Raw genomic sequence first — 14,145 nt, forward strand, 5'->3', positions numbered from 1 at the left:
GAGCTTCCTTGATTTTTTTAGTTATAATAGCATATAAATTATAATATCAAGAAAGAAAAATATGCTCATAAATGAAACTTATTTCATAGACTCTTGTGATGATGTGGAATTAAATATAAAAAGAGAAAGTAAATTAGAATATAGAATCGCTTATGATGATAGTAAGCAAATGAAAGCTATTGTTTTTATCATAGGTGGATATGGAGCAAATGCAAATATATATTTTCTAGAAAGTTATAGAAATTTTATAGCTAAAAAATTTGATGTAGTAGCTGTAAATGTATTTTATCATTGTTTTTGCCAAAGAGTTTCTGATGTGGACAAATATAGTGCTGAAATGACTTTTTTATTAGACGATATAAGAACATTTGAAAAGGCTTTCAGGGATTTTGAAATAGAATTTGAAGTGCTAGATAATACAAAAAATATAGAAAAATATTATCAAATTCTTGATCAAAAAATGAGTATATTAAAAGAACAAGGAATTTTAAATCAAGACTATAAGGTTGAGTTATCTGTGACTTTTATCCCGCCTAACAATGAGTATAATAATTTTGCCATTATGTCTGCTATCGATCATATCAATGCTTTAAAAGATATAATGAAAAATTATCCTCAATTTAAATCTTTACCTAAAATTTACGGGGGGGGTCATACGGTGGCTTAGTGGCATTAATGTGTGCTAAAATAGCTCCTTGGTATGTTGATGGAGTGATAGATAATTCAGGTGCTGCATTGCCTCCGTTAAGATATATCATAGGAAGGGATTTAAATAAAGGTGATGCTATTTTAAACGAAGATGAGTTAAATAGTAAAGTTCATTGTTATGTGGAAACTTATTGGACACGCAAAAACCCAAACTCACCTTATTATTTTGCTGATGAAAATTATTTAATAAGAGCTTTACTTAATAAAGATCATTTGATTTTACAAGCTCAAAAGAATAAAAATATTATTTATACAAGTTATCATAGCGCTAAAGATGACTTAACTCCAGCTGATCATAAAATTTCTATGATAGAAATTTTAAAAGCCTTAAACTATGAAGTAGATTTTCATCTAATAGATGAAAAAGATATAGATGGCAAATTTATTAAAAATTTAACTCATGGCTGTGGAATTCCTGATAAGGCATTATTTAATAAAGAATTACCTATTATGCTTGAAAAATTAAAAGATAAAACATTTAGTATGAAAAAAGATAGTATATCTTATCCTTATAAAAATAAAGTTTTTACCTTTAAAGATGAAAATGATAAATTTGTTTTAGAGATTGTTTAAGGCTTTTCACCTTAAACACCAGCTAAAGTTAAAAGATCGCTTACTTTTTCACATTTTTTAAGATCATCACCGCTAATTTGCCTGCCAAGTGAGTTTTTAAATAATACCATGATAGATACAAAAGCTAAGCTATCCCATTCATCAATATCATCTAAAATCATATCTTCTTTTAGTGTTTCATCCATATGCATAGCTTCGCTAATAGCTTCTAATAATTCTTCTTTAGTCATTTTTTTCTCCTTTATAAATTGAAATTGTATCAGTTTTAAAGTTTTTATCAAAATTTATATAAGCACTCCCCCAGGCATATCCAGCACCAAAAGCACTTAAAATGGCATTAAAATCATTTTTTTGTATTTCACAAAGTAAAGCAGGTAAAGAGCAAGCACTTAAATTAGCATATTTTGACATCAAAAAATTTGGTGCTTTAGAGCTATCAATACCCAAGTCATTTATAATAGAATCAACTAAAAATTGATTGGATTGATGTAATAAAAAATAATCCACTTTATCTTTACTTTTTTCACAAAAATCAAGCATTTCTTTTATGCTTTGACTCTCAAGATTAAGTGCTTGGTTAAAAATTTCAGCCCCATCCATGTAAAGATTATCTAAGCTCCTATGCTTATTGGTTTGAAATATTTCTTTATTGGAGCTTTTACTCTCATCAAGTTTAGCAAAAGCTCTATTGGGTATGATGAGTTTATCAAAACCTTCTCCATTAGAATAAAGCTTAAAAAACGATTTTTCATTTGCACTGCTTATGAGTGTTGCACTTACTCCATCGCCAAAAATTGGAGCTAAATTTGCATTTAAAGGGTTTATGGTTTTGCTTAAAGTATCACCACAAATTAATAAAATATTTTTTGCATTTTGATTTTCTAAAAAAGAAAAAGCTATAAATAAGCCGTATAAATACCCCGAACACGCTTGATTTACATCAAAAGCTATGGTTTGAGGTTTTAAATTTAATCGTTTGTGAAGATAGTTTGCGCATGATGGCATAAAAAAATCAGGAGTTTGTGTAACAAAAATCACCATATCAAGCTTATTTTTATCAAAATCGAGCATTTTAAATAAATTTATACTTGCTTCATAGGCTAAATCTGTTGTGCTAATATTTTCATCAGCGATAAATCTTTCTTGTATGCCTGAAATTTTTTTCATTCTTTTTAGCATTTTGACATCATTTTGAAAAACATCTTCTAGGCAATCATCTATATTTATGCATTTATTAGGCACGCAAACGCTTATACCTGCTATTTTGGCTTTATTAAAACTAGCTTTCAATTATAAGTCCTTCGTAATTTATTATTTCTTTTTGGATTAGAGTAAAATTTTCTTTTATATTTGCATTTAAACTATATAAAAATTCTAAAAATGGCATATTTCTTTCGCCCTTTTGAAAGTATAAAATACATTCTTTTGTATTAAAATGCACATGTAATAACTCTATAGCCTTATATAGCATAATTTTTTCAAGCTTTCTTCCTAAGGCTCTGCAACTTATGCAAAGATCTTTTATGATTAAATTTGTTTCATCTTTATAAGCTAAAAAAATTGCTATAATGCCACTATCACTTAATTTATCACTCATGCTTATAGTCAAAATAGCATGTTTTTGCATAAATTCTTCACACTCTTTTAAGCTTAATCTTAAGTAATTTGATATAAATTGATTAGTTTTATTAAGTAGTTGTGAAATTCTTTCAAGTTCATCTGCGTGGTTGATATGAAATTTCAAACAAATTTGTAATTTTTCAAAATACTCTTTAGGGCTAAGCTTGCCAAGCTCTTGTCTTTGTAAATTTGCTTTAATATCAGCACTTCTTAACTCATCTTCTTTACTAAAGCTTGTTTTTAAAAGTCTAGGATAGAGCTTTAAACTATAAGCACTATTTTCATCAGCTAGTAAGGTGTTAATATAAAGGTGTGATACATTTTCAATTTCGGCTATATTATCATCAATAAATAGCACACTATCAAAAGCTATATTAAAAAAATTTACAATTTCTTTAATATTTTCGTCTTTACTTTTCCAATTAGCCTTGATCATACTAAAATCATCAAGTTGTAATAAAAAGTCTTTTCTTTGTGAAAAAAGTTTTTTTACATCTTCTTCTTCATTTTTTGAAGCAATGGCGAGTAAAAAACCTTGATTTTTTAAATTTAAAAGCTCACTTTGCAAGGCTTTATGATTGCTAGATAAAGTAAGATTTTCAATGCCATCTTCGCCTAAAATTCCTTGGTATAAGGTATTATCAAGATCTATGATGATTGCTTTTAAAGTTGGTTGTAAAAGGCTAGGTAGGATTTTTAGTCCTAGAAATTGGGCTAATTTTACACAAGCTTTATTACTAAGTCTGCTTGCATTTATTTCAAAATTACTATCATCTATGATGAGATTTTCATCTAAAAAGGGCTTTAGTATTTTGCAAATACTATATTCTTTTAAGCTTGTATCGCCAAGTAAAAGTGTGATGATAGGAGCGTTGCTAATACTTGATAGCTCTTGTATTTTTTCTTTGATAAAATCATCTACATTTTTTTTATAATTGTTTAAATCTATAAATATGATGTTTAAATCTGCTTTTTGAAAATTATCATAACTTAAACTATCATCATAAGAGCTTATGTTAAATTCAGCCTTTAATTTACTAAAGGCTAAAAATGCATTTAGTATGCTTGAAATGACTTCAAAAGAGTGATTTCTAAAAACATTAATAGTAATTTTTTTATGATGATTTTCCTTACTAAGTTTTATGAGATCATTTCTTTTTAAATTTGGTGAAAAAAGATTCATTTTAGCTCCTTATTTTAAGCAATTCAGGATATAAAAGCTCATCCACTTCTTTTAAATCTTGAGGTATCAAACTTAAAGTTTGATTTGTTTTTGCTCTTGGAAATCTTGGCATTATGACTTGTATGTTTTTAGTTTTTTCAATGTATTTTATAAACACTTCCATTGCAGCTTTTGCCATACTGTATTCTTTCATATCTAAAGGTAAATCATCAACAAAAGAAGAAGAAGAAGAAGTAAAAATTAAAATTGGATTAATATATTTTAAGATTTTATCTAATGCAAAAATATAATATTGCATAAAATTATATAACATTTTTTTATTAAATTGACTATTTTGAGAAGAAATTTTAGGTGTAGCAAAATAATATATATGAGTAGGATTGAATTTTTTAATAGTGTCTATAAAATTTTTGTTAACATTTAAAATATCAAGTGGTATAAAAGTGCAATTTGGAATTGTTTCGCTTGGATGGTTTGAATTATAGGTAGCTATAATAGTAGCGCCTCCAAGAGCTAATAATTTGGCGCATACATTTCCAAAACCACTACTTGCACCTATAATTAAAGCTTTTTGATTTGTGAAAAAATTTGTTTTTTGCAAATTAGAATATTTGACTTTTAATGACGAATAAGTTGTGTTTTTTATTAATTGAGGTCTGATAAATGCTTTAATGCTTCCTTTGCAGGGACTTAAAATGTTTATCATGTAACATTCTATGTTGTGATGTTTTTTGAAATTAAATAATAGTTTGTTATTTGTGTCACATTCTGAAAAGTCTAAATTTAAACTAGAATAAATACTATCTAAACCTGGAATTTTCATTCCAATTAAGCGCGTGCTAGCTATTAAAACAGCTATATTTCTAGAATTTAAATACGCAGAGCACAGCGGAAAAAGTTTCTTGAAAAGTTCTTTGTTGTAATCTAATTCCTCGCCATAATTTTTATTTTGTAGTAACTTGATATTATTTGGTTTATTTTTTTTAAATTTTATATGTTTTAAAAAAATACTTTCTATTTTAGTTTCATTTTCAATCTCAAATTCTATTTTTGAGAAAATTTGATTTTTATCAATGATTTCGTATTTTAACACATTGTTTTTTTGGTATTTTTTGATAATTTTAAATTTTTGATTTTTAAAAAGTGGATTTATAAAATTTGATTTAATTATTTTTATTTTAATTGTATGTTTGCGTTCTTTTTTTAAAAAAAATTCTATAGTTAGGAATAATTGGTATATTCCATATACAATTTGACCATTAAAATACGAATTTTTTGCAAATTCTTCATCAAGATGTATAGGGTTAAAATCTCCACTAGTATATGAAAAAATTTCTAAATATCTTTGGTCGACTTTATGCATTTTTTATTTTTTTTATTTCCTTAATAATCTCTTCTTGCGAATTTAATTTAACAAGAATGTCTTTATCAAATTTAACTTCAAATTCCTCCTCTAAACTCATTATGATGTCAATATGTGATAGCGAGGTCCAATTTTCACAATTTTGCATACTAAATTTTGTTTTATTATTTACTTCAATCTCTAATATATTAGATAGTATCTCATAAATTTTTTGCTCCATATATTTCCCTTTATTTTATTGTAAGTATTACTGTCATGATTATTGCGTTTTTTGTTTTTAGTGCTTTTTCTAAAGAATAATTATTCGCCATAAAATATTCACATTCTTTGATTTTCAATCCTGCTTTATTAAGTAATTCTTTAACTTCATCAGGATGAGAAAATAAATAAATATGATCAATTGCAGGAGCATTGATAGGTATAGTCGCAAAGATTTCTCCATTATCATTTAATAAGGCTTTTACATCTTTCATAAATTGTAAAGGTTGTTCAACATGTTCTAAAACCTCTCCTATTACTACCAAATCAGCTTTGTTGTTAAACTCACATTTGGTAAAATCTTTACATATAAATTCGCATTTAGTATTTATTTTGCCAAACTGATTTTCTACCATATCCTTGCTCATTTGACAACTTATAGGAGATATATCAATACCAAAATATTCTTTAAATTTTTGACTTCTTAGGGCTTTAACAAAAAACTCACCATGCCCTGGTCCTATTTCAAGATAGGTATTTTCTTGATTTTGTTTTTCATCTATATACTTAGCAAAATATCTTCTAACCTCAACATGAGCATTCCATATAAAAGAAGATATGGCAAGACCCACCATGTATTGCTTCATATAGTTTTCATTAAAATACACCATATTTTCTACTTCTGCTAAGGTGCTATATCTATATTTTCCAAATTCTATAAAATATCTAGTTTCTTCTAAAGTATCATTTAATACAACTATATAGCTTTGAGCTTGTTCTTCTAAAGTAATATTTAGTGTATCTTTGTAATAAACAATAAGCTTTTCTAAATCTTCATATTCTTCTTTAGAGAGTTGTAATCCATCTAAACATTTTTTGTGTAGTGGATTTTTTTCTTCTATTAGCTTAAATAATTCTTTTGTATTTTCTAGCATAATTTTTCCTATATAAACTTAGTTTACTAATATATTTTTATCTTTTTTTAGTTCGCTTATAATTATTCTTTCAAAATCATTTGTATTGATATATGAAATAATACCACCTCCAAATTGAATTTTGGAGAATATATTAGCATTATTTAAAATTATATTTATTTTTTCTAAATTTAATTCCGATTGTCTATCAAGATATCTTACATAGTATTGTATTTCTTTTTTGTATTCTTTTTTTTCATCTTTTATTATTCCTTGAAATATTTTAAAGTATCTATAATCTACTTTAAATTTTTCTTCTATATAGTGTATAAAAGTATGAGCCCAATCTAATCCAAAATAAATTATTTTGCCGTTGTTTTTTGTTAAAATGTCATATCCAGAATTTTCTCCAAAACAAGATAAATTTTGAGTATCAAATAATCCTTCTTTAGCTCCTTTTACAGCAAAGGAAAATATAGGATCATTAGTGCGTTTTACTCCTATTTGTTTGCGAAAATATTCATTTAAAGCACCTATTTTTGTAGGAGAATTTAATTTATCATAAACTTCATTTTTGCAAAAACTATAAGTAAATGTAGGCATGATTAAAGTACCTTCTTTACCTATAACTTCAAAAAAACAATCTAATATAGTTTGTAAAAATTCATTTCTAGGAAGCAAGGGTGTGCCAAAATTAAAAAGTTCACTATGCACACACAAAATATCGCCTTTTTTAATACCAAGTTTTTTAAAAGCTTCTATTAAATCTACATTAGAGTATTTTTTATCATTGTATTCTAAAAAATATTTCATTTTATCAATCCGTGAAATTTTAATTTTTCTATTAAATCTTTTAATTCATAAGCTTGCATGTTTAGTTTTGAGGCTATATCTAAAACATCGTTTTTACCATCACAATATGCTAAAAAATTACATGATATTGGTATATCATTGGTTGAAGAAGTATTGATAGTATGGTATAAGCCTCTTTTACCTAAATTAGGTTCGCAAAATATCGTATTTTGATAAATTTCATTAACCTCTAAATTCATAATGATTTCTTGCATAGCTTTTAAGCCACCTTGCAATCCCTCTTCACTGATGAAATTTAAGTCATCCTTGCTAGTATGATATTCTTTATACTCTAGATACTTACTTCTACAAATTCCGACTACGGGTAAATTTACTAAAGGAGAGCAGTATTGTCTCTCATCGCTTCCTCTATCTAAAAAGCTAAATTCTTTAAAATTATTTTTTTCTTTTAAGGTATGCAAAGCTACTTTATCTGCTAGGGTATTTTCACTTGGAGTGTGAATGAGTGAGTAAGCATTATCATCACCTATGCAAGAGAGTACAAATCCTGCTTTAGTGTGTTTTTGCAAATACTTTAAATGTTTACTAAGATAAACTATACTTCCTATAGTTTCAGGAGAAAAAACAAAACGATAATTATATTTTCTCTCTTTAAGTTCTAAAAGCCATTTAGCTAAAAATGTAGCTACCGCAGGACCACTTAACTCGTTATTTGCCATAGATGGATGACAAAGGTAAGTGGAAATTAAAATTTCATCTTTTGTTTCTTGCGTGCTAGGTATGAGTAAATCAGCATAGTTTAAAACCCCATTTTCATGGTGCTTTGCATCTATGAAAACTTTATATTTTCCTTCTTTTAGTTTAATTCTATCTTCATGTTTTATGCAAAAACCCCAACGCCTTTTATAATAGCTTGTCACATAAGGTATAGCATCAGGCATTTCTTCCATAGAGTAAAGATGCTCTTGTAAGCTTGCTAGATCAAGCTCTGTGTCTATGCCTGTGCTATAGTTTAACACATGAAGATTATTTTGCTTAAAATCACAAATTTTTTCTCCATCTGGAGTGATGATATAAGCATCGTTTATCTCCCATTCAGCAGGTACTTCCCAATCAAATATTTTACTCCCGCTTGCTATAGAGTGAATTTTTAATATACCCCCCCCCATAGCTTCATCAAGCATTTTTAAGCTTTGTCTAAAGCCTTTCCCGGTAATACTTCTGCATATAGGAAAAAGCTCACAAGCTAGCTCATACATACTTTTACTCACAACAAGCCTTTTTAGTTTCTTCTAAAATCTTAAATAAACTATCTTTAATAAATTGTGCTTCTTTTAAACTCATTTCTTGATGAGCAGGTATGCTAAGTTCAGCTTTATAAAAATTATCCGCATTTTCTAAGAATAAATTTCCATATAAGTTTTTATAATAACTAAACTCATAAGTAGGCTTATAATGCACTTGTATACCTATGCCCAAATTTAATAATTTTTCAAAAATAATCTCTTTTTGGCAATAAAACTCAGGAAAAAGCAAAATAGGATATAAATGTCTTGAGCTTTTTTTATAATCTTTGATTTTTATAGTGCTAAAATAAGGATTTTTTTCAAATTCTTTATCGTAAAAACTTGTGATGATTTCTCTTTTTTCTAGTATATTATCAAGTTTTTTTAGTTGATTTATACCTAAAGCACAAGCTACATCGCTTAAACGATAATTATAGCCTAGTTCAATCATATCACTATCCCAAAGCCTTTTTTTGACTATACCATGACTTCTTAAAAGCTTGATTTTTGAGATTAATTCCTCATCATTGCTAACAACCGCACCACCCTCAAAGGTTGTAATAGGTTTAACCGGATGAAAAGAAAATATGCTCAAATCTCCCATAGAACCTACTTTTTGATCTTTATAAATAGCACCTAGAGCATGACTTGCATCATCAATTAGTGGGATGTTGTATCGTTTGGCTAAGGCTAAAATTTCATCCATTTCTACACTATTTCCCGCAAAATCAACCACGCAAATTGCTCCTATATTAGAGCTATCTTGGCTTAATCTTAAAGCAAGTTTTTTCTCATCAATATTTCCATCGCTTTTTACATCTATAAACTCAACCCTAGCACCTGCCATTAAAGCTGCATTTGCAGTTGCAGCAAAGGTAATGGGGGTTGTTAAGACAATTTTATCTTTTATATTTAAAGATAAATATGCAAGGTGTAAAGCAGAAGTAGCTGAATTTAGCACGCAAGCATATTTTACACCTACATATTCACAAAGGGCTTGTTCAAATTCTTCAACCTTTTTTCCACCGGTTAAAAAATCATCTTTTAAAGCCTCACAAACTACTTGTATGTCTTGTTCGTCAATATTTTGATGAGAATAAGTTATCATTTTTCAAGCTCTGTATGATTTATTATATTTAAAAGCTCTTCTTGGCTAATCCATGATGGATTATTATCAGAGCTATAAGAAAAGCCATTAGAAACTTTTTTACCCTTTTGTCCTTTTGCATTTATACTAAAATCAACATTAGTGTTATTAAATTGAATACTTGGGCTAATGGCATAATAATTTTCAAATTCATAAGTTAAATGACTATCATCACTTGAAATCATAATTTCATGTAGTTTTTCACCTGCTCTTATACCTATGATTTTATGAGCTAAATTAGGAGCCATAGTTTTAGCTAAATCAACGATTTTCATAGAAGGAATTTTTGGTACGAAAATTTCCCCTCCATGCATATAGGCAAAATTATTCAGCACGAAATTAACTCCATCTTCTAAGGATATCCAAAATCTTGTCATTCTCTCATCTGTGATAGGAAGTTCTTTAGCGCCTTCATTGATTAGTTTTTTAAAAAATGGTATGACAGATCCTCTTGAGCCCACTACATTACCATATCTTGTAACGCTAAATTTAGTATGAGAATTTCCTGCGATGTTGTTTGCTGCTACAAAAAGCTTATCACTTGCAAGCTTTGTAGCTCCATATAAATTAATAGGATTGCATGCTTTATCGGTTGAAAGAGCGATACATTTTTCTACATTATTTTCCAAACACGCATCGATTACATTTTGTGCTCCATGGATATTAGTTTTTATACATTCCATTGGATTATATTCTGCAATTGGCACATGTTTCATAGCAGCTGCATGAATGACAAAATCAACATCCTTCATTGCTATGCTCAATCTTTCTTTATCTCTTACATCGCCTATAAAATAACGCATACAATCATCATTAAATTCTCTTGCCATTTCAAATTGTTTTAACTCATCTCTTGAATAAATGATGATTTTTTTAGGTTTGTATTTTTGAAGTAAAGTTTTAGTATAAGTTTTTCCAAAACTTCCTGTGCCACCGGTGATTAAAATGCTTTTTCCATTAAACATATATATTTTCCTATTACTTGACTAAATTTTTATATCGGTTGAAAATAAAATTATTTTAAAATTCTTGGTAAAGTTATACCTGTTTGAGCTTGGTATTTACCCTTCTTATCAGCATATGTTACATCACAAGGTTCATCTCCTTGTAAAAATAAAACTTGAGCTATACCCTCATTAGCATAAATTTTAGCAGGTAGTGGGGTTGTGTTTGAAATTTCTATAGTGATATGTCCTTCAAAACCTGGCTCAAAAGGAGTTACATTTACTATAATGCCACATCTTGCATAAGTGCTTTTGCCAAGACAAATAGCCAAAACATCATTTGGCATTTTAAAATACTCAACTGTTCTTGCAAGCGCGAAAGAATTTGCAGGTACTATACATACATCGCCTACAAAATCTACTACATTTTCTTCTACAAAATTTTTAGGATCTACAACAGTGGAATTTACATTAGTGAAAATCTTAAATTCTCTTCCAACTCTTATATCATATCCATAGCTTGAAAGCCCATAACTAACTATACCTTTACCTATATTTGCTTCACAAAATGGCTCTATCATATTGTGCTCTAATGCCATTTTTTTGATCCAATTATCTGCTTTTAAGCCCATTTTTGTCCTTTATAATTAAAGTGAATTTTTAAATTATATCTTAAAATAAAAGTAAAAAATAAATAATTGAAGTTATTTTTAGTATTTTTATATATAATTATAAATTAAGTCTTATAAATTAAGGAGAATATATGACAAAAGAAGAAATCAAAGAACTAATGCAACTTTTTGCAGAAGCAAATATAAGCAAGATTAAAATAAAAGAACAAGATGGATTTGAAATAGAACTTGAAAGAGATATGTGTTGTGAATTACCAGCTCCAGCTCCTGTTGCTCCAGCTCCACAGCCAATTAATGTAAATGTAGTTAATGAAACTAAAGCAAGCTCAAACTCTTCTAATAAACCAACTATCAACAGCCCTATGGTAGGTACTTTTTATCAAGCTCCAAGCCCGGGTGCAGCACCTTTTGCTAAAGCAGGACAAACTATTAAAAAAGGAAGTACTATAGCAATTATTGAAGCGATGAAAATTATGAATGAAATCGAAGCCGAATATGATTGTAGGATAGTAGAAGTATTAGTTGCAGATGGTCAGCCTGTAGAATTTGGTATGCCTTTATTTGTGGTGGAGAAATTATAAAATGGAAATTAAAAAAGTTTTAATAGCAAATCGTGGAGAAATTGCATTAAGAGCTTTAAGAACTGTAAAAGAAATGGGAAAAAAAGCAATTTGTGTGTATTCTACTGCAGATAAAGATGCTTTGTATTTAAAATATGCTGATGCGAGTATTTGCATAGGAAATGCTAGAAGTTCAGAAAGCTATTTAAATATCCCAGCTATTATTAGTGCAGCTGAAATTAGCGAAGCGGATGCGATTTTTCCAGGATATGGATTTTTAAGTGAAAATCAAAATTTTGTTGAAATTTGTGCAAAACATAATATCAAATTCATAGGCCCTTCAGTAGCTGCTATGGCACTAATGAGTGATAAAAGTAAAGCAAAACAAGTAATGCAAAGAGCAGGTGTGCCTGTAATCCCAGGAAGCGATGGGGCTTTAGGTGGGGTTGAAGCAGCAAAAAAACTTGCTAAAGAAATAGGCTATCCTGTGATTTTAAAGGCAGCAGCAGGTGGTGGCGGCCGTGGTATGCGTGTAGTTGAAGATGAAAAAGATTTAGAAAAAGCTTACTGGTCAGCAGAAAGTGAAGCGATGAGTGCTTTTGGCGATGGAACTATGTATATGGAAAAATACATCCAAAACCCACGCCATATAGAAGTGCAAATCATAGGAGATAGCTTTGGAAATGTGATACATTTGGGTGAGAGAGATTGCTCTATGCAAAGACGCCATCAAAAACTTATAGAAGAATCTCCTGCAATTTTACTAGATGAAAAAACAAGAGCAAGACTTCATGAAACAGCAGTTAAAGCTGCTAAGGCTATTGATTATGAGGGTGCGGGAACTTTTGAGTTTTTAGTGGATAAAAATTTAGATTTTTATTTTATTGAAATGAATACGCGTTTGCAAGTTGAGCATTGTGTGAGTGAGATGGTAAGCGGGGTAGATATTATCGAGCTTATGATTAAAGTAGCAGAAGGGTATCCTTTACCAAAACAAGAAGAAATTAAACTTAAGGGTCATTCTATAGAATGTAGAATTACTGCTGAAGATTCTAAAACTTTCTTACCTTGCCCAGGTAAAATCACAAAATATGTAGCTCCTGCAGGACGCAATGTAAGAATGGAAAGCCATTGTTATCAAGATTATAGTGTGCCTCCATATTATGATTCTATGATTGGAAAATTAGTCGTTTGGGGAGAAGATAGAAACACAGCTATAGCTAAAATGAAAATAGCCTTGCAAGAGCTTATCGTAGGTGGGATAAAAACAACCAAAGATTTTCATTTAGCAATGATGGATAATGCAGATTTTATCAATAATAATTATGATACAAATTATCTTTCAAGACATTAATTGAAGATAGGTTTTAACCTATCTTAATTCTTCTATATGGGCATTTGCTCTTATTTTATCAAGATGATTTTTTAAGGCTTGTTCTTTTTGAGTTAGGGTATAGACATTGCTAACTTGATCTTTGATTAAATCAAATTCGATAGGATTTTTACCATATTTTTCTTTTACAAAATACACTATATAAGCGTTTTCGCCATTTAACACTGGAGTAAATTCTCCTATTTTTGTATTATTTAACAAAGCAAGTAATCTTGGATCTAAACTAGCTGCGTTTAAACTAATGGCTTTTGATTTAATTTGAGAATTTTTATACATAGGATTTTGTGCAAGCTGTTGTAAAAGTTCAGGATTAGTAGAATTATAAACAACTAAGTCTATATTTGAAAAAGTGCTAAATTTATCAAGATTGCTTTCATAAAAATGTTTTAGTGTTTCATCATCAATATTGATTTTTGCATTTTGCATTATGCTTCTATAAAGTTTTTCTCTTTCAAGATCTTTTCTAACTTTGTTTTTAAAAACTTCAAAACTTAAACCATCTTTTTCTATCTTTGCTTGCAAACCATTAATGTCAGTTTTATTGCCTTTTGCTATTTGGGCTAATTTTTCATTAAGTTCAAAAGTGCTTACATAAATTCCTAGCTTTTTAGCTTCACTTTGTTGAACTTTATCATCTACTAAAAATGCTATAGCTTTTTGTTTGTCATTAGTTTTTAATTCTTTCATAGTTTGTTCTATATCATAAAGAGTAATAGGTTGATTTTCTACTACCATTGCTACACCACCAAGGGTTTGAGCATATAAAATATTTGCAGCAAAACAACAAGATATTAAAAATTTTCTCATATAA

At 28.7% G+C, this 14,145-nt stretch carries 14 protein-coding genes and 1 pseudogene; 3 read left to right on the forward strand and 12 right to left on the reverse strand.

The genetic code is table 11. From position 1 onward, the window contains the following. Nucleotides 1-61 precede the first annotated feature (61 nt). A pseudogene (locus L8W57_RS05955) lies at nt 62-1,281 on the forward strand (DUF2920 family protein). Nucleotides 1,282-1,292: 11 nt separating this feature from the next. Here L8W57_RS05955 and L8W57_RS05960 read toward each other — a convergent pair. The 11 genes from L8W57_RS05960 to dcd are packed head-to-tail and all read right to left on the reverse strand — an operon-like array spanning nt 1,293 to nt 11,381. Next, on the reverse strand, nt 1,293-1,511 hold the full coding sequence (locus L8W57_RS05960; RefSeq protein ID WP_133319783.1) for an acyl carrier protein: 219 nt from the start codon (nt 1,509-1,511) through the stop codon (nt 1,293-1,295). Further along, nucleotides 1,504-2,571 carry a beta-ketoacyl-ACP synthase III gene (locus L8W57_RS05965; RefSeq protein ID WP_263662207.1) on the reverse strand — a complete coding sequence of 356 codons (1,068 nt, stop codon included), beginning with the start codon at nt 2,569-2,571 and terminating at the stop codon, nt 1,504-1,506. The genes L8W57_RS05960 and L8W57_RS05965 overlap by 8 nt, the downstream gene beginning before the upstream one ends. After that, on the reverse strand, nt 2,561-4,084 hold the full coding sequence (locus L8W57_RS05970) for an HAD-IIIC family phosphatase (protein WP_133319781.1): 1,524 nt from the start codon (nt 4,082-4,084) through the stop codon (nt 2,561-2,563). Before L8W57_RS05970 ends, L8W57_RS05965 begins: the two co-directional genes overlap by 11 nt. Nucleotide 4,085: 1 nt before the next feature. Beyond that, entirely contained in the window at nt 4,086-5,447 is a 1,362-nt protein-coding gene (locus tag L8W57_RS05975; protein ID WP_165955279.1) for a MaoC/PaaZ C-terminal domain-containing protein, read from the reverse strand. Next, entirely contained in the window at nt 5,440-5,667 is a 228-nt protein-coding gene (locus L8W57_RS05980) for an acyl carrier protein (RefSeq protein WP_133319780.1), read from the reverse strand. Before L8W57_RS05980 ends, L8W57_RS05975 begins: the two co-directional genes overlap by 8 nt. 10 nt (nt 5,668-5,677) lie before the next feature. Then, entirely contained in the window at nt 5,678-6,580 is a 903-nt protein-coding gene (locus L8W57_RS05985; RefSeq protein ID WP_133319779.1) for a class I SAM-dependent methyltransferase, read from the reverse strand. Nucleotides 6,581-6,598: 18 nt separating this feature from the next. Next, entirely contained in the window at nt 6,599-7,372 is a 774-nt protein-coding gene (locus L8W57_RS05990) for an AAC(3) family N-acetyltransferase (RefSeq protein WP_133319778.1), read from the reverse strand. Further along, complete coding sequence (locus L8W57_RS05995) at nt 7,369-8,631, reverse strand: DUF4910 domain-containing protein (protein WP_133319789.1); 1,263 nt, start codon at nt 8,629-8,631, stop codon at nt 7,369-7,371. The genes L8W57_RS05990 and L8W57_RS05995 overlap by 4 nt, the downstream gene beginning before the upstream one ends. 4 nt (nt 8,632-8,635) lie before the next feature. After that, the gene (gene pseC / locus L8W57_RS06000) at nt 8,636-9,766 is read right to left on the reverse strand and encodes a UDP-4-amino-4,6-dideoxy-N-acetyl-beta-L-altrosamine transaminase (protein WP_133319777.1); all 1,131 of its coding nucleotides are present in this window, start codon (nt 9,764-9,766) and stop codon (nt 8,636-8,638) included. Next, on the reverse strand, nt 9,763-10,770 hold the full coding sequence (gene pseB / locus L8W57_RS06005) for a UDP-N-acetylglucosamine 4,6-dehydratase (inverting) (RefSeq protein ID WP_133319776.1): 1,008 nt from the start codon (nt 10,768-10,770) through the stop codon (nt 9,763-9,765). Before pseB ends, pseC begins: the two co-directional genes overlap by 4 nt. Nucleotides 10,771-10,820: 50 nt before the next feature. Further along, entirely contained in the window at nt 10,821-11,381 is a 561-nt protein-coding gene (dcd, locus tag L8W57_RS06010) for a dCTP deaminase (protein WP_012661997.1), read from the reverse strand. A gap of 131 nt (nt 11,382-11,512) precedes the next feature. Between dcd and accB the strand changes: the two genes are divergently transcribed. Continuing rightward, nucleotides 11,513-11,962, forward strand: coding sequence for an acetyl-CoA carboxylase biotin carboxyl carrier protein (gene accB / locus L8W57_RS06015; protein WP_039626958.1), 450 nt, complete (start codon nt 11,513-11,515; stop codon nt 11,960-11,962). A gap of 1 nt (nt 11,963) precedes the next feature. After that, a complete protein-coding gene (locus L8W57_RS06020; protein ID WP_039619123.1) occupies nt 11,964-13,295 on the forward strand; it encodes an acetyl-CoA carboxylase biotin carboxylase subunit in 1,332 nt (443 codons plus the stop codon). Between the two features lie 18 nt (nt 13,296-13,313). On the opposite strand, the gene L8W57_RS06025 is transcribed toward L8W57_RS06020, so the two are convergent. Next, nucleotides 13,314-14,141, reverse strand: a complete 828-nt coding sequence (locus tag L8W57_RS06025; RefSeq protein WP_263660169.1) for a peptidylprolyl isomerase — start codon at nt 14,139-14,141, stop codon at nt 13,314-13,316. Between the last annotated feature and the right edge of the window lie 4 nt (nt 14,142-14,145).

The organism is Campylobacter sp. IFREMER_LSEM_CL1890, from assembly GCF_025772045.1.
Taxonomy (GTDB): Bacteria; Campylobacterota; Campylobacteria; order Campylobacterales; family Campylobacteraceae; genus Campylobacter_D; species Campylobacter_D lari_D.

Excerpts from the sequence above, each read along its gene's own strand:
- L8W57_RS05960 (WP_133319783.1), bottom strand. The coding sequence starts at position 1,511 with ATGACTAAAGAAGAATTATTAGAAGCTATTAGCGAAGCTATGCATATG.
- L8W57_RS05970 (WP_133319781.1), bottom strand. The coding sequence starts at position 4,084 with ATGAATCTTTTTTCACCAAATTTAAAAAGAAATGATCTCATAAAACTT.
- L8W57_RS05975 (WP_165955279.1), bottom strand. The coding sequence starts at position 5,447 with ATGCATAAAGTCGACCAAAGATATTTAGAAATTTTTTCATATACTAGT.
- L8W57_RS05980 (WP_133319780.1), bottom strand. The coding sequence starts at position 5,667 with ATGGAGCAAAAAATTTATGAGATACTATCTAATATATTAGAGATTGAA.
- L8W57_RS05985 (WP_133319779.1), bottom strand. The coding sequence starts at position 6,580 with ATGCTAGAAAATACAAAAGAATTATTTAAGCTAATAGAAGAAAAAAAT.
- L8W57_RS05990 (WP_133319778.1), bottom strand. The coding sequence starts at position 7,372 with ATGAAATATTTTTTAGAATACAATGATAAAAAATACTCTAATGTAGAT.
- L8W57_RS05995 (WP_133319789.1), bottom strand. The coding sequence starts at position 8,631 with ATGTATGAGCTAGCTTGTGAGCTTTTTCCTATATGCAGAAGTATTACC.
- pseC (WP_133319777.1), bottom strand. The coding sequence starts at position 9,766 with ATGATAACTTATTCTCATCAAAATATTGACGAACAAGACATACAAGTA.
- pseB (WP_133319776.1), bottom strand. The coding sequence starts at position 10,770 with ATGTTTAATGGAAAAAGCATTTTAATCACCGGTGGCACAGGAAGTTTT.
- dcd (WP_012661997.1), bottom strand. The coding sequence starts at position 11,381 with ATGGGCTTAAAAGCAGATAATTGGATCAAAAAAATGGCATTAGAGCAC.
- accB (WP_039626958.1), top strand. The coding sequence starts at position 11,513 with ATGACAAAAGAAGAAATCAAAGAACTAATGCAACTTTTTGCAGAAGCA.
- L8W57_RS06020 (WP_039619123.1), top strand. The coding sequence starts at position 11,964 with ATGGAAATTAAAAAAGTTTTAATAGCAAATCGTGGAGAAATTGCATTA.
- L8W57_RS06025 (WP_263660169.1), bottom strand. The coding sequence starts at position 14,141 with ATGAGAAAATTTTTAATATCTTGTTGTTTTGCTGCAAATATTTTATAT.